General features: G+C 72.9%; 20 protein-coding genes. 8 read left to right on the forward strand and 12 right to left on the reverse strand.

All coding sequences use genetic code 11. The features are described from left to right. Nucleotides 1–29: 29 nt before the first annotated feature. The 3 genes from MM438_RS06250 to MM438_RS06260 are packed head-to-tail and all read right to left on the reverse strand — an operon-like array spanning nt 30 to nt 2,914. Nucleotides 30–734, reverse strand: coding sequence for a response regulator (locus MM438_RS06250; protein WP_241451652.1), 705 nt, complete (start codon nt 732–734; stop codon nt 30–32). After that, nucleotides 731–1,894 carry a MacS family sensor histidine kinase gene (macS, locus tag MM438_RS06255; protein ID WP_241451653.1) on the reverse strand — a complete coding sequence of 388 codons (1,164 nt, stop codon included), beginning with the start codon at nt 1,892–1,894 and terminating at the stop codon, nt 731–733. The genes MM438_RS06250 and macS overlap by 4 nt, the downstream gene beginning before the upstream one ends. 3 nt (nt 1,895–1,897) lie before the next feature. Next, on the reverse strand, nt 1,898–2,914 hold the full coding sequence (locus tag MM438_RS06260) for a lysophospholipid acyltransferase family protein (RefSeq protein ID WP_241451654.1): 1,017 nt from the start codon (nt 2,912–2,914) through the stop codon (nt 1,898–1,900). A 138-nt stretch (nt 2,915–3,052) separates the two neighbouring features. Here MM438_RS06260 and MM438_RS06265 point away from each other — a divergent pair, with 138 nt between their 5' ends. After that, nucleotides 3,053–3,730: a hypothetical protein gene (locus tag MM438_RS06265; RefSeq protein WP_241451655.1), complete on the forward strand. Its 678-nt coding sequence runs from the start codon at nt 3,053–3,055 to the stop codon at nt 3,728–3,730. Here MM438_RS06265 and MM438_RS06270 read toward each other — a convergent pair. Genes MM438_RS06270 through MM438_RS06290 form a run of 5 tightly spaced genes read right to left on the reverse strand, consistent with a single transcriptional unit; the run spans nt 3,727 to nt 7,211 of the window. Beyond that, complete coding sequence (locus MM438_RS06270) at nt 3,727–4,407, reverse strand: endonuclease/exonuclease/phosphatase family protein (RefSeq protein WP_241451656.1); 681 nt, start codon at nt 4,405–4,407, stop codon at nt 3,727–3,729. The two genes, MM438_RS06265 and MM438_RS06270, sit on opposite strands and share 4 nt — an antisense overlap. Then, entirely contained in the window at nt 4,404–5,375 is a 972-nt protein-coding gene (locus MM438_RS06275) for an ROK family glucokinase (RefSeq protein ID WP_241451657.1), read from the reverse strand. The genes MM438_RS06270 and MM438_RS06275 overlap by 4 nt, the downstream gene beginning before the upstream one ends. Next, nucleotides 5,372–6,391, reverse strand: a complete 1,020-nt coding sequence (locus tag MM438_RS06280; protein ID WP_241451658.1) for an ROK family glucokinase — start codon at nt 6,389–6,391, stop codon at nt 5,372–5,374. Before MM438_RS06280 ends, MM438_RS06275 begins: the two co-directional genes overlap by 4 nt. Next, the gene (locus tag MM438_RS06285; protein ID WP_241451659.1) at nt 6,388–6,771 is read right to left on the reverse strand and encodes a hypothetical protein; all 384 of its coding nucleotides are present in this window, start codon (nt 6,769–6,771) and stop codon (nt 6,388–6,390) included. Before MM438_RS06285 ends, MM438_RS06280 begins: the two co-directional genes overlap by 4 nt. Then, nucleotides 6,771–7,211 carry an SRPBCC family protein gene (locus MM438_RS06290; protein WP_241451660.1) on the reverse strand — a complete coding sequence of 147 codons (441 nt, stop codon included), beginning with the start codon at nt 7,209–7,211 and terminating at the stop codon, nt 6,771–6,773. The genes MM438_RS06285 and MM438_RS06290 overlap by 1 nt, the downstream gene beginning before the upstream one ends. 189 nt (nt 7,212–7,400) lie before the next feature. On the opposite strand from MM438_RS06290, the gene MM438_RS06295 reads away from it, so the two are divergent. Next, nucleotides 7,401–9,200, forward strand: coding sequence for an AMP-dependent synthetase/ligase (locus MM438_RS06295; protein WP_241451661.1), 1,800 nt, complete (start codon nt 7,401–7,403; stop codon nt 9,198–9,200). A gap of 64 nt (nt 9,201–9,264) precedes the next feature. Here MM438_RS06295 and MM438_RS06300 read toward each other — a convergent pair whose 3' ends face one another. Then, nucleotides 9,265–10,629: a hypothetical protein gene (locus MM438_RS06300; RefSeq protein WP_241451662.1), complete on the reverse strand. Its 1,365-nt coding sequence runs from the start codon at nt 10,627–10,629 to the stop codon at nt 9,265–9,267. Nucleotides 10,630–10,722: 93 nt separating this feature from the next. Beyond that, complete coding sequence (locus MM438_RS06305) at nt 10,723–10,956, reverse strand: hypothetical protein (protein WP_241451663.1); 234 nt, start codon at nt 10,954–10,956, stop codon at nt 10,723–10,725. Nucleotides 10,957–11,126: 170 nt separating this feature from the next. On the opposite strand from MM438_RS06305, the gene MM438_RS06310 reads away from it, so the two are divergent. Beyond that, on the forward strand, nt 11,127–12,944 hold the full coding sequence (locus MM438_RS06310) for a DEDD exonuclease domain-containing protein (RefSeq protein ID WP_407568315.1): 1,818 nt from the start codon (nt 11,127–11,129) through the stop codon (nt 12,942–12,944). Further along, nucleotides 12,941–13,222 carry an Lrp/AsnC family transcriptional regulator gene (locus MM438_RS06315; protein WP_241451665.1) on the forward strand — a complete coding sequence of 94 codons (282 nt, stop codon included), beginning with the start codon at nt 12,941–12,943 and terminating at the stop codon, nt 13,220–13,222. The genes MM438_RS06310 and MM438_RS06315 overlap by 4 nt, the downstream gene beginning before the upstream one ends. Before the next feature lie 32 nt (nt 13,223–13,254). Here MM438_RS06315 and trpD read toward each other — a convergent pair whose 3' ends face one another. Next, entirely contained in the window at nt 13,255–14,304 is a 1,050-nt protein-coding gene (trpD, locus tag MM438_RS06320) for an anthranilate phosphoribosyltransferase (RefSeq protein ID WP_241453334.1), read from the reverse strand. Between the two features lie 19 nt (nt 14,305–14,323). Beyond that, the gene (locus tag MM438_RS06325; protein WP_241451666.1) at nt 14,324–14,761 is read right to left on the reverse strand and encodes a response regulator transcription factor; all 438 of its coding nucleotides are present in this window, start codon (nt 14,759–14,761) and stop codon (nt 14,324–14,326) included. A gap of 96 nt (nt 14,762–14,857) precedes the next feature. Here MM438_RS06325 and ctaE point away from each other — a divergent pair, with 96 nt between their 5' ends. The 4 genes from ctaE (at nt 14,858) to qcrB (ending at nt 19,237) form a co-directional block, all read left to right on the forward strand. After that, on the forward strand, nt 14,858–15,523 hold the full coding sequence (ctaE, locus tag MM438_RS06330; protein WP_241451667.1) for an aa3-type cytochrome oxidase subunit III: 666 nt from the start codon (nt 14,858–14,860) through the stop codon (nt 15,521–15,523). Between the two features lie 80 nt (nt 15,524–15,603). After that, on the forward strand, nt 15,604–16,389 hold the full coding sequence (gene qcrC, locus MM438_RS06335; protein WP_241451668.1) for a cytochrome bc1 complex diheme cytochrome c subunit: 786 nt from the start codon (nt 15,604–15,606) through the stop codon (nt 16,387–16,389). 47 nt (nt 16,390–16,436) lie between these two features. Next, the gene (gene qcrA / locus MM438_RS06340) at nt 16,437–17,510 is read left to right on the forward strand and encodes a cytochrome bc1 complex Rieske iron-sulfur subunit (RefSeq protein WP_241451669.1); all 1,074 of its coding nucleotides are present in this window, start codon (nt 16,437–16,439) and stop codon (nt 17,508–17,510) included. Then, nucleotides 17,510–19,237, forward strand: coding sequence for a cytochrome bc1 complex cytochrome b subunit (qcrB, locus tag MM438_RS06345; RefSeq protein WP_241451670.1), 1,728 nt, complete (start codon nt 17,510–17,512; stop codon nt 19,235–19,237). The genes qcrA and qcrB overlap by 1 nt, the downstream gene beginning before the upstream one ends. Nucleotides 19,238–19,242: the final 5 nt, after the last annotated feature.

The following is a 19,242-nucleotide window of genomic DNA, read 5'->3' on the forward strand; positions in this document are numbered from 1 at the left end:
GCGGCCAGGGGCGCCCGACGACCTCGACGTCATGCGCCGGTCCCAGCCGTTCGGCCAGGTGCTCGGTCCGACTCGGCCAGTCCCCGGTCGATCGCGAACCTCGTCAGCTCGACCCGGTTGTGCAGCTGCAGCTTCACGAGCGTGTTCTGCACGTGGTTCTGGACCGTGCGGTGGCTGATCTCCAGCTCCGCGGCGATCGCCTTGGACGACAGCCCGGTGGCGACCAGCCGCAGCACCTCGACCTCCCGGGCGGTCAGCTCGGGCACGGGGTCACCCGCGGGCTCGGGCTGCGGCTCCGCCGCCAGGCGTCGGTACTCCCCCAGCACCAGCCCCGCCAGGCCCGGCGTGAAGACCGCCCGCCCCTGCGCCGTCGCGGTCACGGCCGCGACGAGCTCGTCACGGCCCGCGGACTTCAGCAGATATCCCCGTGCCCCGGCCTTGACCGCCTCCAGCACGTCCTCCTGCTCCCCGCTCGCCGACAGGATGAGCACCTGCGTGGGGACCTCGGCCTCGGAGAGCCGACGACACACGTCTGCGCCGGAGCAGCCGGGCAGGTTGAGGTCGAGGACCAGCACGTCGGGTCGCACCACGGCGGTTCGCCGGACCGCCGCCGGGCCGTCCGCAGCGGTGCCGACCACCTGGAAGCCGCTCTGCCCCAGGTCGCGGGCCACGGCGTCCAGCCAGATGGGGTGGTCGTCGGCGACCAGCACGGTGACCGGGCGGGCTTCGCTCATCGGACATCCTCAGGGGTGCGGGGGACGGACAGGTGCACCACGGTGCCACGACCAGGTCCACCGCGATAGCTCGCCCGGCCGCCCAGGTCGCGCACCCTTCCCAGGATCGAGGTGGCCACCCCGAGCCGTCCCTGCGCGGCAGCAGCCTCCAGGCGCCCCGGCTCGATCCCCCGGCCGTCGTCGCGCACGGTGAGCTCCACCCTGTCGCCGAGGTCCTCCAGGAGCACCCAGGCGCGGGCGTCGTCGCCCGCGTGCCGCGCCACGTTGTCCAGACAGGCGGCGACCGCGGCGACGAGCTCGGCCGCCCGGTGGTTGGTGAGGGTCACGGGGGTGGCGGGCACGACGACCTGGGTGCCGGGTCCGCCGAGCGCCTGCAGCGCAGGTCGTATGTCGACCGGCACGGCCGACTGCGCGGGGTCGGACCCCCCGGCGGAGGCTGAGCCGCCCGCCTGGCCGCCGGTCGCCATCAACCGGCGCAGGTCCGCCTCCGAGCGGGCAGCCAGGTCGCCCAGCTCGGTGGCCTCGCCTCCCAGCTGCAGCCCACGCCGGTGGATGAAGGCCAGGTGCTGCAGGACCCCGTCGTGGACCACCCGGGCCAGGCGCTCGCGCTCGGCGGCCTCGGCCCGCAGCCGGGTGGCCTCGGCCAGGGCGCCCTGGTGCCGACGGCCCAGCTCGACGCCCACGCCCGTCGCTGCGGCCAGCAGGAAGAGCAGCAGCGTGTTGTAGATCGTGCCGCCGTTGGGCCGGCCGACCTCCCAGAGGTTGGCGCAGGTCACGGCGACGGCGGCCGGCAGGCCCCCGCGGGCACCGTCCACGGCGGCGGCCGCCACGACGGGGATGGCGGCATACATCGCCGGGATCGTGGTGGCGCCGGCGGTGATGGACTCACCGGTGTGCACCAGGGTCGTGAGCAGGATCGCGACGCAGACGAGACCGAGCTCGACGAGGACGGCCTCGCGGCCGCGCCAGCGGCGCAGGCCGGCGAGCGTGGCCCAGCAGCCGAGGACGGCCAGCACGGTCCACGCCACCCACGGGCGACGCATGTCCTCCTGGTGGAGCGCCACCATGACGACGGCGTAGGTCAGCGCGACCGGGCGGGCGAGCTCGATGCCCCGCCAGACCCCGTGCTCGACCGGACCGACCGGGCTCGCCCCGGGCACGGGTCAGCCCTCGTCGCTCCGGTGTCGGCCCTCGCGGACGTCCTCGCCCGCCGCCGGGGATCCCTCGCGGCTGGTCGCCCGGGCCAGGGCACCCTCGGCCTTGGCGCGCGTGTGGTCGCCGAGCTCCTTGAGCCGGGCCGGGTCGCCGAGCTCCTTGGCACGCAGGAAGGCCTCGTCGCCCAGCTCGCGCAGCCGGGCCGGGTCACCCAGCTCCTTGGCGCGGACCTTGGTCTGCTCCTGGAGCTCCTTGGCGCGCAGGAGGGCTTCGTCGGTGCGCACCCGGGTCTGGTCCTGCAGCTCGCGCGCCTTGGTCCGGGCGTCCTCGGCGCGGGCCTTGGCCGCCTCGAGCATCCGCTGCTTGCGGGTGGCGGCGTACTCGTCGACGTACTCCTGCCCCGACAGCTCCATGAGGGAGTACATGACCTCGTCGGTGACGGCCCGGAGCACGTGGCGGTCCTCCTGCATCCCGGCATACCGGCTCACGTCGACGGGCTCGCCGAACCGGATGCCGATGCGCATGACCTTGGGGATGATCTGGCCGGTCGGCTGGGCCTTGTCGGTGCCGATCATAGCGACCGGGATGATCGGCACGCCGGCCTCGAGGGCCAGGCGCGCGACGCCGGTCTTGCCGCGGTACAGACGACCGTCGGGCGAACGCGTGCCCTCGGGATAGATCCCGAAGAGCTCACCGCGGCGCAGCACCTCGAGCCCGGACCGCAACGCCGCCTGGCTGGCCTTGCCTCCGGACCGGTCGATCGGGATCTGACCCACCCCGCGGAAGAACGCCGCGGTCAGCCGGCCCTTGAGCCCGCGTCCGGTGAAGTACTCCATCTTGGCGGGGAAGGTGATCCGCCGGCTCAGCACGAGCGGCAGGAAGAAGGAGTCCGAGAAGGACAGGTGGTTGCTCGCGATGATGGCGCCACCTCGCGTCGGCACGTGCTCCTCCCCCTCGACCCACGGGCGGAAGAGCAGCTTGAGCACCGGGCCGAGGGCCAGGGACTTGAAGAACCAGTAGAGCAACGTGGACCCCTCGTTCTGAGCGCGTGAGCCGCACTCTAGCCCAGGCGCGGCTAGGCTGGGCGGGCGCCTCCAGCGACGGGGGGCAGCGGACGCGAGGCAGCGGCGCCGGTGGACGAGCGGCGCACCCAGGAGAGCTCCATGGCGACGACCGACCCCGATGACATCGACGCGCGCTTCGCGCAGATCATGGCGGGCTGGGACGAGGAGGCGGACCTTCCGGACCGCCCCGGCATCGACCGTCGCCCCGGCGGTGACCGCCACGCGACGGACCAGGACGGGGCGCAGCCGACCGGTCCGGCCGTGACACCCCCGCCCACCCCTGCCGGGCCGCCCCCGACCCCGGCTCCCGCGGCCGGCCCGGCGTCGCGGATGTCCCTACCGCCGGCCGAGACGACACCGCCGGCGACCGCGAAGCCCCCGGCCGGCCCGGTCCCCCCTGGCCCCGACGCACCGACCGCCCAGCAGCAGCGGGCGACCGACCGCTGGCTCGTCTATCGCGACGGCAAGGGCCTGTCGATGGCCTCGGACCACCGCACCTGGTCCCCCGACCCGGATCCGGACGACGAGACCTTCACCCCGCCCCCGCCGGCCCCGATGCCGTCCCTGGAGCGCGATCCCGCCTGGTGGGCCATCGCCGTGGGCCTGGCGGTGTGCCCCCTGCTGCTGGTCGTGATGACGCTGACCGGGCGCACCAGCCCCCGGATCCTGATGTGGCTGCTGGGCCTGGCCACCGTCGCGGCCTTCGTCGGGCTGGTCGTGCGCCTCCCCCGGGACCGGCGCGAGGACGATCCCTTCGACGACGGCGCCCGGCTCTAGCCGACCCGCAGGTCCACCCACACCGGCAGGTGATCCGTGGCCCGGGACAGCAGGCCCGGGTCCAGGCGCGGCTCGGGTCCGGCGACGCGGTCCACGTCCCGGCCCCACACCACGTCCAGGCGCGCGACCGGGTCCCAGGAGGGGTATGTCGGTCCGGGCGGCGACAGCTCGGTCAGCCGCGAGGCCAGCGTCGTCCAGCTCGGTGCACCCTCCCCCTCGTTGAGGTCGCCCGCCAGGACGAGCGGACCCGTGGCGGGCAGCGTCGCCAGGACCTGTCGGACGTGCCGCAGCCGCTGGCCCTCGAAGAGGCCGAGGTGGACGCTCGCCGCGGTGAGCCGCACGCCCGCGGGCAGGCGCACCGTCGCCTCGGCATACCCTCGCGTGCGCTGGCCGGGCGGGACGGGCAGCCCGCGGTGCACGCACGACTCGACGACCACACGGTCGGAGAGCATCACCGTGGTCCCGCCCGCTCCCAGGTGGCCGCCGGGCCAGCGCAGGCCGGCGGCCGAGGCCCAGGACCGCACCCGCGGGGCGGGCCAGGCCCGGCGCGGCACCTCCTGCAGGAGCAGCACGTCGGGGTCGATCGCCCGCACCACCGTCGCGGCGGCCCGCCGGTCGTCGAGGAAGTCCCGCAGGTTGTAGCTCGCGACCCGCACCGGCCGATCCGGGGAGGTCACCCGGCCAGGACGGCGGACCGGGCCAGGTCGGCGGCCCCGATCAGGCCGGCCTCGTTGCCCAGGCGGGCCTGCACGATCCGGGCCATCGGGCGGTAGCCACGGCCGGTCAGCTCGCGGGCGAAGGTCTCCCGGGCGGGCTCGAGCAGCAGGTCGCCTGCCGCGCTCACCCCGCCGCCGATCACGAAGGTCCCCGGGTCGATGGCGGCCGCGAGGTTGGCCAGGCCGGTGCCCAGCCAGCGCCCGACGTCCGCGATGAGCTCCACGCAGGTGCGGTCACCCGCCTGCGCGGACTCGGTGATGACCGGGCCGGTGAGGTCCTGCGGCTCGCCACCGAGACGCTGCAGCAGGTCGTGGGCGAGCGGGGAGTTCGCGAGCAGCAGGCTGCGGGCCTCGCGGACCAGTGCGTTGCCGGAGGCGTACTGCTCCCAGCAACCGCGGTTGCCGCACTCGCAGCGGTGGCCGCCGGGCACCACCATCATGTGGCCGTACTCCCCCGCCACCCCGAAGCGGCCACGCTGCACGGCGCCGTCGAGCACGAGGGCGCCGCCGATCCCGGTGCCGAGCGTGATCATCATCAGGTGGGTCTCGCCCCGGCCGGCGCCGAAGCGGTGCTCGGCCCATCCGGCGGCGTTGGCGTCGTTGTCGACGTACACCGGGGCGTCGATCCGGGCTGCCAGACGCTCGCGCAGCGGCTCGTTGCGCCACGACAGGTGCGGGGCGAAGAGCACCGTCGCCCGGTCCGCGGAGACCCAGCCCGCCGCCCCGATGCCGACCGCCACGACGGGGGCACCGACCTGGGCCAGGAGGTCGTCGACGACACCGACGATGGTGTCCTCGACGACCTCGGGGGCCTTGCTGCGGTGGGGCGTGTCCCGGCGGGCGCGGTGCACGATGGCGCCGTCCTGGTCCAGGACCCCGCCCGCGACCTTGGTGCCCCCGATGTCGATGCCGATGGCCAGGCCGCTCACGCGGGCTGCTCCTCGTCGCCCGCCCGAGTGCCGTCGACGCCGCGGTCGTCGCTCTCGCCGCGGCCCGCCCCGGCGCCGAACTCCGCCGCGATGGAGGCCGCGCCGATCATCCCCGCGTCGTTGCCGAGCGTCGCCGCGATGAGGCGGGGGGTGGGGCGATGACCGCGTGCGGTCAGGTGCCGCAGGTAGGCCCGACGGGCCGGGTCGAGCAGCAGGTCGCCGGCGTCGACGACGCCGCCGCCGATGACGATCAGCTCCGGGTCGAGGACGGCGGTCATGCTCGCGCAGCCCCGCCCCAGCCAGCCGCCCAGGTCCTCCAGCAGCTCCTGGCTGGCCAGGTCGCCCTGGCGGGCCAGCTCGGTGATGGCCTGGCCCTTGAGGTCCTTGGCGCGGCCGCCCGCGGCGGCGCGCAGCCGGGCGGCGTGGGGGGTGCCCGACGCGACGAGCTCCTTGGCCGAGCGCAGCAGGGCGCTGCCGCTGGCGTACATCTCCCAGCAGCCGCGGTTGCCGCAGCCGCAGACCGGCCCGTCCGCCACCATCTGGACGTGGCCGATCTCCGCCGCGAAGCCGTAGGCCCCGCGCAGCAGCCGGCGGTCCACGACGATCCCGCCGCCGATGCCGGTGCCCACGGTGACGAGGAGCATGTCGTCGCTGCCGCGCCCTGCGCCGTAGCGGAACTCCCCCCACGCCGCCGCGTTGGCGTCGTTGTCGAGCAGCACGGGCAGGTCCACCAGCGACTCCATGCGCTGCTTCATCGGCTCGTCCTGCATGCCGAGGTTGGTGCCGTAGACGACGTTGGCGCCGGCCTTGTCGACGAAGCCCGCCACCGCCATGCCGACCGCCTCGACCCGGTGGTGCTGGGCCAGCTCGCGCACCAGGTCCGCGCAGCCCGCGGCCACGGACTCCGCGCTCGGGATGCCGGTCTCGCGGCGGGCCCGCGCCACCACCCGGCCGTCGTCCACGACGGCCCCGGCGATCTTGGTGCCGCCGACGTCCAGGCCGATGGTCAGGGTCATGCGGGCTCCTCGTGAGGGTGGGGACCGGCCTGCGCGGCAGGCGGCTCGGCGTGGTCGGTGGTCTCGGATCGGTCAGGGGTATGCCGGCGCAGGGCGTCGGCGCAGTCGGTCAGGGTGCGTCCCAGCGTGCCCAGGCCGCGCCCGACCTGCTCGATCAGGTCGGGGGTGAGGGCCTCGGCCAGGTCGTGGGCGAACCGGTTGACGCGGCACAGGGGGCAGTCGGGCTCGGCGCGCTCGGGGTCGGCGGGGCCGGGCCCAGGTCGCCCGCCGCCGGGGACGGGGTCGTCCGTGGGGGCCGGCATACGCTCTCGCAGTGCCGCCTTGAGCCGGGCCGCCTCCTCCGCGACGGAGGTGCTGCCGGTAGGCGTGTCGGCGGCCATCAGCCCTCGGCGCGCGCCTTGAGGCCCTGCAGCGCCCCCTCGACGATGCGTTGCTCGGCCTTGCGCCGCATCGCGCCGAGCATGGGGATCTTCGCGTCGACGGTCAGGGCATAGGTCACCCGGGTGCCGCCGTCGGTCTCGACCAGGGTGTAGGACCCGTCCATGGCCTTGAGCACACCCGCCTCGACCAGGTGCCAGGAGACGACACCGAGCGCGTCCTCGTCCACGTCCCAGTCGTAGGCCAGCACGTAGCGGTCCTTGATCGGCCCGGCCTCGAGCGCAAAGCGCACCTGCTCGGCCCACCCCTCGTCCTCGGTGAGGACCTCCACGGAGGTGAACTCGGAGTTCCACCGGGGGTAGGCCTCGACGTCGGCGATGACATCCAGGACCGCGGCGGGCGGGGCGGCGATGACGATGCTGGACTCGGTGCGGTCTGCCATGGCCCCAGCCTAGCCAGCGCGGTCGATGTGGGGAGCACCACCTCGACCTGCCGATCCGCTCCGGGGCGACTACTCTCCGGTAACCACGAGTTGCCGATAGCCTGCGAGGCGCCTCCCGACTCTCATCCCGGCACGTCACACCGGCATTGGCCAGACCAAGACCAGCATTGCCAACCGACAGGAGCTCGCGTGGACGCGACCAGCACGCCGATCATCGTCCCCCCGCCGACCGAGGGAAACCTCGCCGGCCTGGTGACTCGCAACGCGGCCCGGCACCCCGACCGCGTGGTCTTCGGCCGCCGCGTGGACGGAGTCTGGCGCGACGTGACGTCGGCCGGCTGGCGGGACGAGGTGTGGGCGCTGGCCCGCGGGTTCGTCGCGTCCGGGGTGGAGCCCGGCGACCGGGTCGCCATCTTCGCGGCCACGCGCTACGAGTGGACCCTGACGGACTTCGCGCTGTGGACCGCCGGAGCCGTCGGGGTCCCGATCTACGAGAGCAGCTCCCCCGAGCAGGTGGCGTGGATCCTGGAGGACTCCGACGCGGTCGGCGTGGTGCTCGAGGGCCCCGACCACGCGGCGCGGGTGGCTGCCGTCCGCGACCGGGTGCCGCGCCTGGCCCAGGTGTGGAGCATCGAGGGCGGTGACCTGGACCGACTCGTCGAGGCCGGACGAGAGGTGCCGGAGGACGCGGTGCGCGAGCGCGCCTCCCTCGCCGGGCCGGACGACCTGGCCACCATCATCTACACCTCCGGCACGACCGGGCGCCCCAAGGGCGTGGAGCTCACCCACGCCAACTTCATGTGCCTGTCCGACAACACGCGGCACTACCTGCCCGAGGTCGTGGCCGACGCGTCGACCCTGATGTTCCTGCCCCTCGCCCACGTCTTCGCCCGCATGATCCAGGTCCTGGTGGTCGACTACGGCCTGCGCTTCGGCCATTCCCCCTCGATCAAGAATCTCCTGCCCGACCTCGCGGAGTTCCGCCCCACCTTCCTGCTGGTCGTCCCCCGCGTCCTGGAGAAGATCTACGTCGGGGCCGAGCAGAAGGCCGAGGCCGGCCGCACCAACAAGATCTTCCACGCCGCGGCGCGCGTCGCCATCACCTACAGCCGGGCCCTGGACGAGGGCCGTGTCCCCCTGCGGCTGCGCGCCGAGCACGCGCTCTACGACCGGCTCGTCTACTCCAAGCTGCGGGACGCCATGGGCGGGCGGGTGCAGTATGCCGTGTCCGGCGGTGCTCCTCTCGGTTCTCGCCTGGCCCACTTCTTCCGCGGGCTCGGGGTCACCGTGCTCGAGGGCTACGGGCTCACCGAGACCACCGCGCCGATGGCCGTCAACGCCGTCAGCGACCTCAAGATCGGCACCGTGGGGCACCCGATGCCCGGGGTCGAGGTGCGCGTGGGCGAGGACGGGGAGCTGCAGACCCGCGGCATCAACGTCTTCCGCGCCTACCACAACAACGACGCGGCAACGGCTGACGCCTTCGTCGACGGGTGGTTCCGCACGGGTGACCTGGGCTCGATCGACGACACCGGGCACATCCGGATCACCGGTCGCAAGAAGGAGATCATCGTCACCGCCGGGGGCAAGAACGTCGCGCCCGCCGTGCTGGAGGACCGGTTGCGCTCCAACCCCATCGTGTCCCAGTGCGTGGTGGTGGGCGACCAGCGGCCGTTCATCGGTGCCCTGGTCACCCTGGACCCGGAGATGTGGCCCAGCTGGGCGCAGCGGCACGGGCTGGAGGGTGTCAGCCTGGAGGAGGCTCGCACCCATCCGCGGGTGCTCAAGGAGATCGACGCGGCGATGGCCCATGCCAACGAGGCCGTCTCCCGGGCCGAGTCGATCCGCAAGGTCGCGATCCTGGAGGACGACTTCACCGAGGCCAACGGCTACCTCACGCCCTCGCTGAAGGTGAAGCGGCACCTCGTCGTCAAGGACTTCGCCGCGCAGATCGACGACCTGTACGGCGGGTCCGGCGCCCGGGGCTGAGTCGGACGTCGAGGGGGAGGTGGGCCGGGCCCACCTCCCCCTCGACGTCAGCAGCGCCGGCGGCTCAGCCCGGTCGGGAGAGCTGCTCCAGGTCGCGCCGCCAGTCCGCGACGAGGGCGGCGCGGGTGGTCCCGAGACGCCTCCAGGCCTGCTCGTCCGCGGCGCCGGCAGCCAGCGCCCGGTAGAAGCCCGTCACCGCGGCCTCGCCGCGGTCCTGCACCAGCCGCTCCACGGCGAGCCAGGACTCGTCGTAGGCCGTGCCCGGGTCCGCCCGGTCGAAGGCCGCGTCCTCCGGCAGGTCGGTCGGCGGGCCCTGGGACCGGACCCGGGCGAGCAGCTCGGGGGTGGCGGCGCGGCGGTCGACGTGCAGCCCGTGGTAGCCCACCCAGACCGCGTAGCCCTCGGAGAGCCACTGCGGCACCGGGTGGGTGGTGGTGGTCCGGATGGCCCGGTGGACGAGCTCGTGGGTGAGCACGATGCGGCGGCCCTGCTCGCCGAGCCGCTCCCAGGCGACGGGGTTGATGATCACCTTGTCGCCCCGGGAGACCTGGCCCCTCTCGAGCTCGCCGTAGGTCACGGCGGCGACCCCGCGCACCGGGGTGCCCGCGCGACCGGCGAGGGCGGCGAACTCCCCCTCGGTGGCGGGGAGCACGACGACCGGTCGGGTCGTCGACGGCCCCCACACCCCGTCGACGATCCTCTGGGCCTCGGGCAGCAGTGCGGCCACCTCGTCCATCCTAGTCGCGGAGGCGTTGCCCAGCACGGCCCCGGCCGGCGTGGTCCGGGCGGCGAGCCCGTCGAGGTCGAGCGGGGACCGCACGTCGGTGGCCGGCCTGTCGTCCAGCACCTGCCACCCGTCGTCCGTCCGGCGCACCACGAGGGTGCGCAGCAGGTGGGCGGGTCTGGCGTCATGGCCGGTGAGCCCCCACTCCCCCACGACGGTGACCTCCACCGGCCCCACCGACGTCCGGCCCGGCAGGGCACCGGCGGAGGGTTGTCCCCCAGCCGGCCGCAGCGTGAAGGTCGACATCGGCAGGAGTCTGAGCCCCTGCCACCACGAGCGCTGGCGGGCGATCAGCTCAGGGCGGGAGCGGTCGAGCGGGGCGAGCCAGCCGGCCTCGTCTCCGCTGCGCACCGCGGCGGCGCGCCGGTCGAGGAGCTCCTGGAGCTCGATCCGGGCTGCGGCACCGGGTCCGGTGCTCGCCCCGGTCTGCGGACTCCCGGTCTGCGGACTTCCGAGGCCAGTCGGGGCGGACGCCGAGGGGGTGGTGGCCTGCGGGCCGGTGGACGATCCGGAGCCCGGGTGGTCGTCGCCGGGTGCCCACCAGGACAGCCCGGCAGCGCCCAGCAGGACGACGAGGCAGGCCACCAGCGCGCCGACGACGAAGGGGCGCAGCGAGCTCCCACGGTCACGACCGGCCTGATCCATGCCGGGCACTCTAGGCCGGCGGTCGTCGCCCGGGCGCAGGCCGCGCGTCTCCCGTCCGCCGTGGTCTGCGGTGCCGCCTCCCGGGTGCCGCGATCAGCCCGCTCGGCCCACGGCCAGGGGAACCCGGCCTGGCGGACCGACCGGGGCGAGCCGGGCCCGCAGCCCGGCGGCGTGCTCGGGCGCGACCAGGCCTGCCGCCAGGAACTGCGCGACGACCCCCGACTCCCGCGGGTCCAGGGCCACCGGCGGCCCGTCGACGAGCGCGCTGACGAGGCAGTCGCGGCAGGCGTCCCCGCAGGCGGGGCAGGTGCGGCACTCCAGCAGCATGGCGTCTCCTTGTCCAGGACACCCGTGGTGCCCGGGGGCCCGGTGAGCCGGGCAGCGGCTCGGCGAGCCGTCGTGGACGACGTTAGGTGCTGCCACCGACATACCCCCTGCTCACGGGCTCTGCCCGAGGTCTGTCGGTGCTTCGCCCTAGGGTCTGCACCATGAGCACCATGCCCCTCGACCGTGGTGTCGGCGGTTCGTGGCCCCCCGCGCCCGGCGGCGCGGACACCGGGGTCCCGGTCGGCGTGCAGGGCACCTTCGACGAGCTCGGCCCCACCCTGGCCGAGACGACCTTCGTCGTGGTCGACCTGGAGACCACCGGTGGCAGCCCCGCGACGTCGGCGATCACCGAGATCGGGGCGGTCAAGGTGCGCGGCGGCGTCGAGCTCGGCGAGTTCCAGACCCTCGTCGACCCAGGCTCCCCCATCCCCGCCTTCATCTCGGTACTGACCGGGATCACCGACCAGATGGTCGCCGACGCACCACGCATCGGCCAGGTCCTGCCCGCGTTCCTGGAGTTCGCGCGCGGCGCGGTCGTGGTGGCGCACAACGCTCGCTTCGACGTCGGTTTCCTGCGAGCCGCGTGCGAGGAGGAGGGCCTGGAGTGGCCGGATCCCCCGGTCGTCGACACGGTGCACCTGGCCCGCCAGCTCGTCCCTCGTGACGAGGCGCCCAACCACAAGCTCGGCACCCTCGCGGCGCTCTTCTCGACCCGCACCATCCCCGACCACCGGGCCCTGCACGACGCCAAGGCCACGGTCGACGTCCTCCACGCCCTGATCGAGCGGGTGGGCAACCAGGGCGTCGTCACCCTCGACGAGCTGCGCACCTTCACCTCGCGGGTCCCCTCGGCCCAGCGCCGCAAGCGGCACCTCGCCGACGGGCTGCCTTCCCGCCCGGGGGTCTACATCTTCAAGGACGCCCAGGGCCGTGCGCTCTACGTCGGGACCTCGCACGACATCCGGTCCCGGGCGCGCACCTACTTCACGGCCGCCGAGCGCCGTTCCCGGATGGCCGAGATGGTGGCCCTCGCCGAGTCGATCACGCCCGTGGTGTGCGCGACCCGCCTCGAGGCCCAGGTCCGCGAGCTGCGCCTCATCGCCGAGCACCAGCCGCGCTACAACCGGCAGTCGCGTCACCCGGACAAGGTGGTGTGGATCACGTTGACCCGCGAGGCCTTCCCGCGGCTGTCGATCGTCCGGGAGGTGCGGCACGCGGAGGCGGTGTCCTGCGGGCCGTTCACCTCCCGGGTCGCCGCCGAGGCCGCGCTGGCCGCCCTCCACGAGGTGCTGCCGGTCCGGCAGTGCACGAGCCGACTGCCCGCTCGTCCCCGTGGGACCGCCTGCGTGCTCGCCGAGATGGGACGGTGCGGCGCCCCCTGCACCGGGGCCCAGGGCCCCGAGGCGTATGCCGAGGTCACGGCCCGCGTGCGCGCCGCGCTCGTCCACGACTGCACGGAGGTCGTCGACGGGCTGCAGGGCCGGATGGCGCTGTTGTCGCAGGACGAGCGGTTCGAGGAGGCCGGGCACGTGCGGGATCGGATGCTCGCCCTCGTCCGCGGCGCCAGCCGGGCCCAGCGGTTGCTCCCGCTGACCCGCATCCGCGAGATCCTGGCCGCCCGGCGGCTGCCTGGTGGCGGGTGGGAGCTCGTCTGCGTCCGACACGGGCGGCTCGCCGGTGCGGCCACCACCCCACCCGGCGCAGGCCCCGTCCCCCATCTCGAGGCCCTGCGACGGACCGCCGAGGACGTGCCGACCCCGCCACCCGGGCGGCTTGCCGCCACCGTCGAGGAGATGGAGCTGGTCCTGCGCTGGCTCGAGGCCGAGGGGGTGCGGCTGGTCGATCTGGACGGCGAGTGGACCTGCCCGGCCCGGGGCGCCGAGCGTGAGCACGCCCGGCTGGAGCCCCTGGTGGCCGCGCTGCGCGACCCGGATCGGGACCGGCCCTGGCCTTTTCCGGGATGGCCCGCGGCTAGGCTGTCGCCATGATCTCCGCCATCGTCCTGATCACCGCCGATGTCGACCGCATCCCCGAGGTCGCCGAGGCGATCACCGCCATCGACGGCGTCACCGAGGTCTGGTCCGTCACCGGCGACGTGGACCTCATCGCGATGGTCCGGGTGGAGCGGCACGAGGACTTCGCCGACGTGATCGCCGACCGGCTCAACAAGGTCGCCGGCGTCCGGAGCACCCAGACGCACATCGCCTTCCGCACCTACTCCCGCAGCGACCTCGAGGCCGCCTTCAGCCTGGGGCTGGAGGGCTGACGGTCGGCGGGACGTCCACAGCCGGACCCCCGTCAGCCCGCGGTCGCCGCCACCCAGCGCTCCAGCACCCGAGCGGTGTGTCCCTCGTCGATCGAGAGAGCTGCCTGCGCGACTCCTTCCCGCACCAGGGCGAGCCAGGCCGCGTCGTCCGTCGCAGCGGCCGCGTGCTCCGAGGCCACCGCCAGCGCCAGGCCGGCGTTGAGCAGCACCGCGTCCCGCACAGGCCCGAGGGCCCCGTCCACGAGCGCGCGCACCACCTCGGCGTTGTGGGCCGCATCCCCGCCCACCAGGGTGGACAGCTCGTGCCGCTCGAGGCCGAGGTCCCCCGGATCGAGCGACCGCAGCGTCACCTGGTCGTCCGCCACCCACCACACCGTGGTCGTCGTGGACACCGTGACCTCGTCGAGCCCGTCGTCCCCGCGGAACACCGCGGCCCGCCCGCCGCGCTCGGCGAAGACACCGGCCATGAGGGGCGCCATACGTGCATCGGCGCAGCCGACGGCCGCGAAGGTCGGGCGCGCCGGGTTGGTGAGCGGCCCGAGGAAGTTGAAGGCCGTGCCGACCCCGAGCTCGCGCCGCGGCACCGCCGCATTCGCCATGGAGGGGTGGAAGGTCTGGGCGAAGCAGAAGGTGATCCCTGCCTCGGACGCGACCTGCGCCACCCGAGCGGGCGGCAGTCCCAGCGACACGCCGAGGGCCTCGAGCACGTCGGCGGAGCCGGAGCTGGAGGAGGCTGCGCGGTTGCCGTGCTTGACGACCCGGATGCCCGCACCGGCGACGACGAGCGCGGACATGGTCGAGATATTGACCGTGTTGGCCCGGTCACCGCCGGTGCCCACGATGTCCAGCGTCGGGCCCGGGACCTCGATCGGCCTCGCCTCGGCGAGCATCTGGTCCGCCAGCCCGCGCATCTCGTCGGTGGTCTCTCCCTTGACCCGCAGGGCCATGAGGAAGCCGGCTACCTGGGCGGGGCTCGCCAGTCCGCCCATGATCTGGGCCATCGCCCATCGTGCCTGCCCGACGGTGAGGTCCTGCCCCGCCACCAGCGTGCTGAGGACCGTGGGCCAGGTGGGCGAGCCCATGATCTTGGTCACGCGGGGGTCAGACCGCGGCGTGGTGGCGCCGCACCAGGGCGCAGACGCCGGTCGCCAGGGCCAGGGGGTCGAGCGGGTGCGGGACCGCGAGGTCCGCCTGCGACCAGGCGGCCAGCCAGCTGTCCTGAGGCCGGCCGGTGAGGACCACGATCGGCGGGCAGTCGTAGATCTCGTTCTTGAGCTGGCGGGCCAGGCCCATGCCGCCCACCTTGCCGGCCTCGCCGTCAAGGATGAGCAGATCGAAGGCGCCGTTCTCCGTGTCGCGGATCGCCATCTCGCCCGTGGCCACCTCGTGCCATGCCTCGATGAAGACGTCCGGGGCCGGGCGCTTGCCGACCGCGAGGCGCACCTTGTCCCGGGTCGTCACGTCGTCGGAGTAGAGCAGGACCCGCAGTCCGCGGGGGGCGCTGGAGGCACTGGAGCTGGCGGTGTGGCTCGCGGTCATGGCGCTGATCCTAGCCCTCACGACGCTGCCCACCCGTCAGCGTCCCACGTCTACCTGGGATTCCCCTGCCGTGTCTGTTGGGCAAGAGCCCTCGTTATGGGGCAAGATGACCGCGTGTCGACTGCATCCGCTGTGCAACCCAGCTCCCATCACGCCTCGCTCGGCCCGGCCACGCGCCCCAACCTCGTGGCCGTGGGGACCATCGTCTGGCTCTCGAGCGAGCTCATGTTCTTCGCGGGTCTGTTCGCGATGTACTTCACGATCCGCGGCGTGGTCCCGGAGCAGTGGGCCTCGGAGACCCAGAAGCTCAACGTGCCCTTCGCCTTCGCGAACACGCTGATCCTGGTGGTCTCCTCGGTGTGGTGCCAGCTGGGCGTGATGGCTGCCGAGCACGGCCGCCCCGGCCGCACGGGCAAGCTGCTGGAGTTCCGCACGTGGGGCATGCGCGAGTGGTACACGCTCACCTACCTCTTCGGCGCGGTCTTCGTCTCCGGTCAGGCCTGGGAGTACGCCAAGCTGTGCAGCGAGGGCGTCACGCTCTCCTCCAACGGCTACGGCTCGGTCTTCTACATGACCACGGGCTTCCACGCCATCCACGTCACCGGCGGTCTGATCACCTTCCTGCTGATCATCGCCCGCAGCTTCACGACCCGGCGGTACACCCACGCCCAGGCGGCCGGCGCCATCGTGACGTCGTACTACTGGCACTTCGTCGACGTGGTGTGGATCGGCCTGTTCTTCGTCATCTACATCATGCAGTGACGGACGGCCCCTCCGCTCCGCAGAGCGACACAGACCATCGCAGCACCCCCATCCTTGACCGTCGACGACAGGACCATCCCGTGAACCGGTTGGCAGCCCGGCGCAGGCACCCCGCCACGCTGTTCGTACTCCTCCTCGTGATGCTCTTCACGATCGGCACCGCGTATGCCGTTGCCAAGCCGCAGGTCGCCACGGCCCGCGCCACCGCCAGCTCGGACGAGGATGTCAAGGCCGGCAAGCAGATCTTCCTCGCCAACTGCGCCAGCTGCCACGGCGCCAACGCCCAGGGTGGCCCCGACGCCCCCACGCTCGCCGGTGTGGGAGCGGCCTCGGTGGACTTCCAGATGGGCACCGGGCGGATGCCGCTCGCCGCGCCCAACGTGCAGGCCCCCCGCAACAAGAAGCAGTTCTCCGACAAGGAGATCGAGCAGGTCGGCGCCTACGTCGCGACCTTGGGCGAGGGACCTGCGGTCCCGGCCGCCGAGTTCACCGAGGGTGGCGGCGACGCCGCCAAGGGCGGCGAGATCTACCGCGTCAACTGCGCCATGTGCCACAACGCCGTCGGCGCCGGTGGTGCCCTGACCCGGGGCAAGTACGCTCCCACCCTGCGCGGGGTGCACGGCAAGCACATCTACGAGGCCATGCTGACCGGCCCGCAGTCGATGCCCGTCTTCTCCGACGCCAACCTGTCCCCCGAGGCCAAGCGCGATGTCATCACCTACCTCGACGAGATGGACAAGGAGCGCAACCCCGGCGGCATCTCCCTCGGGGCGCTCGGCCCGGTCTCCGAAGGCCTGGTGGCCTGGACCCTGGGCATCGGCCTGATGGTCCTGGCCGCCGTCTGGCTGGGCAAGAAGGCCGCCTGATGACCGACCACCCCTCCCACCCCGTTCCTGATGAGGGCTCACACCGCATGACTGAATCCAGCGAGTTCGGCAAGGGCGCCGTGCGCCTCGACCAGGGCCACGTCGTCGGTGACGGCGGTATCCCCGAGCGCTTTCAGAACCCCGGCCTGCCGCCGCACGTGCAGCGCCTGGCGGACATCGACCCGGCCGCGGCCAAGCGCGCCGAGCTTCAGGTCGCCACCATGTTCATCCTGTCCATGCTGGGCACGCTCGCGTTTGTCGTGGCCTACTTCGCCATCCCCCGTGACAAGTACCTCGGGGTGCCCTTCATCGGGCAGGGCAACCTCATGCACCTCGTGCTCGGCCTGACCCTCGCCATCAGCCTGTTCTTCATCGGCGCCGGCGCGGTCCACTGGGCCAAGACCCTGATGCCTGACCACGAGGTCGTCGAGGAGCGCCACCCGCTGCGCAGCACCGACGAGGAGCGGGCCGAGTTCGCCAGGGTCGTCTCCGGTGGTGCCGAGGCGGCCCAGCTCAACCGGCGCCCGCTCATCAAGATGACCCTCGGCGGCGCCCTGGGCCTGTTCTCCCTCCCGCTCGTCCTGCCCCTCCTCGGTGGCCTGGGCCCGGTGCCCGGCAACGCGCTGTCGACCACCTTCTGGGACGAGAAGTACTGGCCGAAGGGCCGTCGCCCCCGCCTGATGCGTGACCCCGAGATGCTTCCGATCCGGGCCGACGAGGTCACCATCGGCTCCGTCTTCCACGTCCTGCCCGAGGGCATCGACAAGGCCGAGCACCCGCTGGACGAGAAGGGCAAGGCCTCCGTCCTGCTGATGCGCCTCAACCCCCAGGACATCAAGGTCAAGAAGGCCCGTGACTGGGGTTATCAGGGCATCGTGGCCTATTCCAAGATCTGCACGCACGTGGGCTGCCCGGTGGGCCTCTACGAGCAGCAGACGCACCACCTGCTGTGCCCCTGCCACCAGTCGACCTTCGACGTCACGCAGGACTGCAAGGTCATCTTCGGGCCAGCGCACCGTCCGCTGCCCCAGCTGAAGATCAACGTGGACGACGAGGGCTACCTCGTCGCCGAGTCCGGTTTCGCCGAGGCCGTCGGCCCGAGCTTCTGGGAGCGTGGCTGATGAGCACGAGCACCCGATCCACCCGCACCCCCGACGCTCTGCGCGCCGACGACATCCGCGAGGTGCGCACCGCCCGCAAGCCGGGGGGCGCCGCTGGCGTGGGCACCTGGGTCGACGACCGCACGGGCGCCGCCAAGGGTCTGAGCCACATGCTCGGCAAGGTCTTCCCGGACCACTGGTCGTTCATGCTCGGCGAGGTCGCGATGTACTCGATGATCATCTGCCTGATCACGGGCGTCTTCCTCACCATGTGGTTCGTGCCGAGCGCCGGCCACGTGCAGTACGACGGCAGCTATGTGCCGCTCAAGGGCATCCACATGTCCGAGGCCTACCGCTCCACGCTGAACATCAGCTTCGACGTGCGCGGCGGTCTGCTGATCCGGCAGATCCACCACTGGGCCGCGCTGCTCTTCGTGGTCGCCGTCGTGTGCCACATGTTCCGCGTCTTCTTCACCGGTGCCTTCCGCAAGCCGCGTGAGATCAACTGGGTCATCGGCTCCGTCCTCGCCATGCTCGCCCTCGTCGAGGGCTTCGCCGGCTACTCCCTCCCGGACGACCTGCTCTCCGGCACCGGTCTGCGTGCGGCCCAAGGCTTCATGCTGACGATCCCGGTCATCGGGTCGTACTTCGTGTACTTCCTGTTCGGCGGCACCTTCCCCGGCGAGGCGATCATCCCGCGCCTCTTCGCGGCGCACGTGCTGCTCCTGCCCGCCATCATGGTCGGCCTGCTGGCCGCCCACCTGGTGCTGCTGGTGGTCCACAAGCACACCCAGTACCCCGGGCCGGGTCGCACCAACGAGAACGTCGTCGGCTACCCCCTGATGCCGGTCTACATGGCCAAGGCCGGTGGCTTCTTCTTCATCGTCTTCGGCATCATCGCGCTGATCTCCAGCCTGTTCACGATCAACGCGATCTGGAACTACGGCCCCTACGAGCCGACCCAGGTCACCGCCGGCTCGCAGCCGGACTGGTACATGGGCTTCGCCGACGGCGCCCTGCGTCTGATGCCTGGCTGGACCGAGTTCACCATCGGCGGCTTCACCTTCACCTACGGCATCCTCATCGGTTCGCTGCTGCTCCTCCCCCTCGTCTACGTCATCCTGGGGGCCTACCCCTTCTTCGAGCGCTGGATCACCGGGGACGTCCGTGAGCACCACCTGCTGCAGCGCCCGCGCAACGCCCCCACCCGCACCGCCCTGGGTCTGGCCGCCATCACGGCCTACACGATCCTGTGGGCCGCGGCGGGCAACGACCTGATCGCCACGCACCTGCACCTGTCGATCAACGACATCACGCGGACCTTCCAGCTCGCGTTCCTCACCCTGCCGTTCATCGTCTTCGCCGTCACCAAGCGCATCTGCCTGGCGCTGCAGCGGCGCGACCGGGACATGGTCCTGCACGGCCGCGAGACCGGTCGGATCATCCGCACCGCCGAGGGTCGGTTCTACGAGAAGCACGAGCCCCTGGACGAGTACACCCGCTGGAACCTCGTGCAGCACGAGCAGGATCGCCCGCTGGAGCTCGGCTCCGCGACGGACGCCAACGGCATCCCGCGCCCCGGCACGGCCTCGGAGAAGCGTCGCGCGCGGCTCTCGCGCTGGTTCTTCAAGGACGACATCCCGGCCGTCACCCCGGCCGAGCTGGCTGCCGCCCACCACGACGGCCCCGACCACGAGGCCATCGAGGGAGCTCACGAGCAGGGTGGAGCCGTCGAGCGACACCACTGACCGTC

Origin of the sequence: Arsenicicoccus dermatophilus (genome assembly GCF_022568795.1) — a bacterium.
Taxonomy (GTDB): domain Bacteria; phylum Actinomycetota; class Actinomycetes; order Actinomycetales; family Dermatophilaceae; genus Arsenicicoccus; species Arsenicicoccus dermatophilus.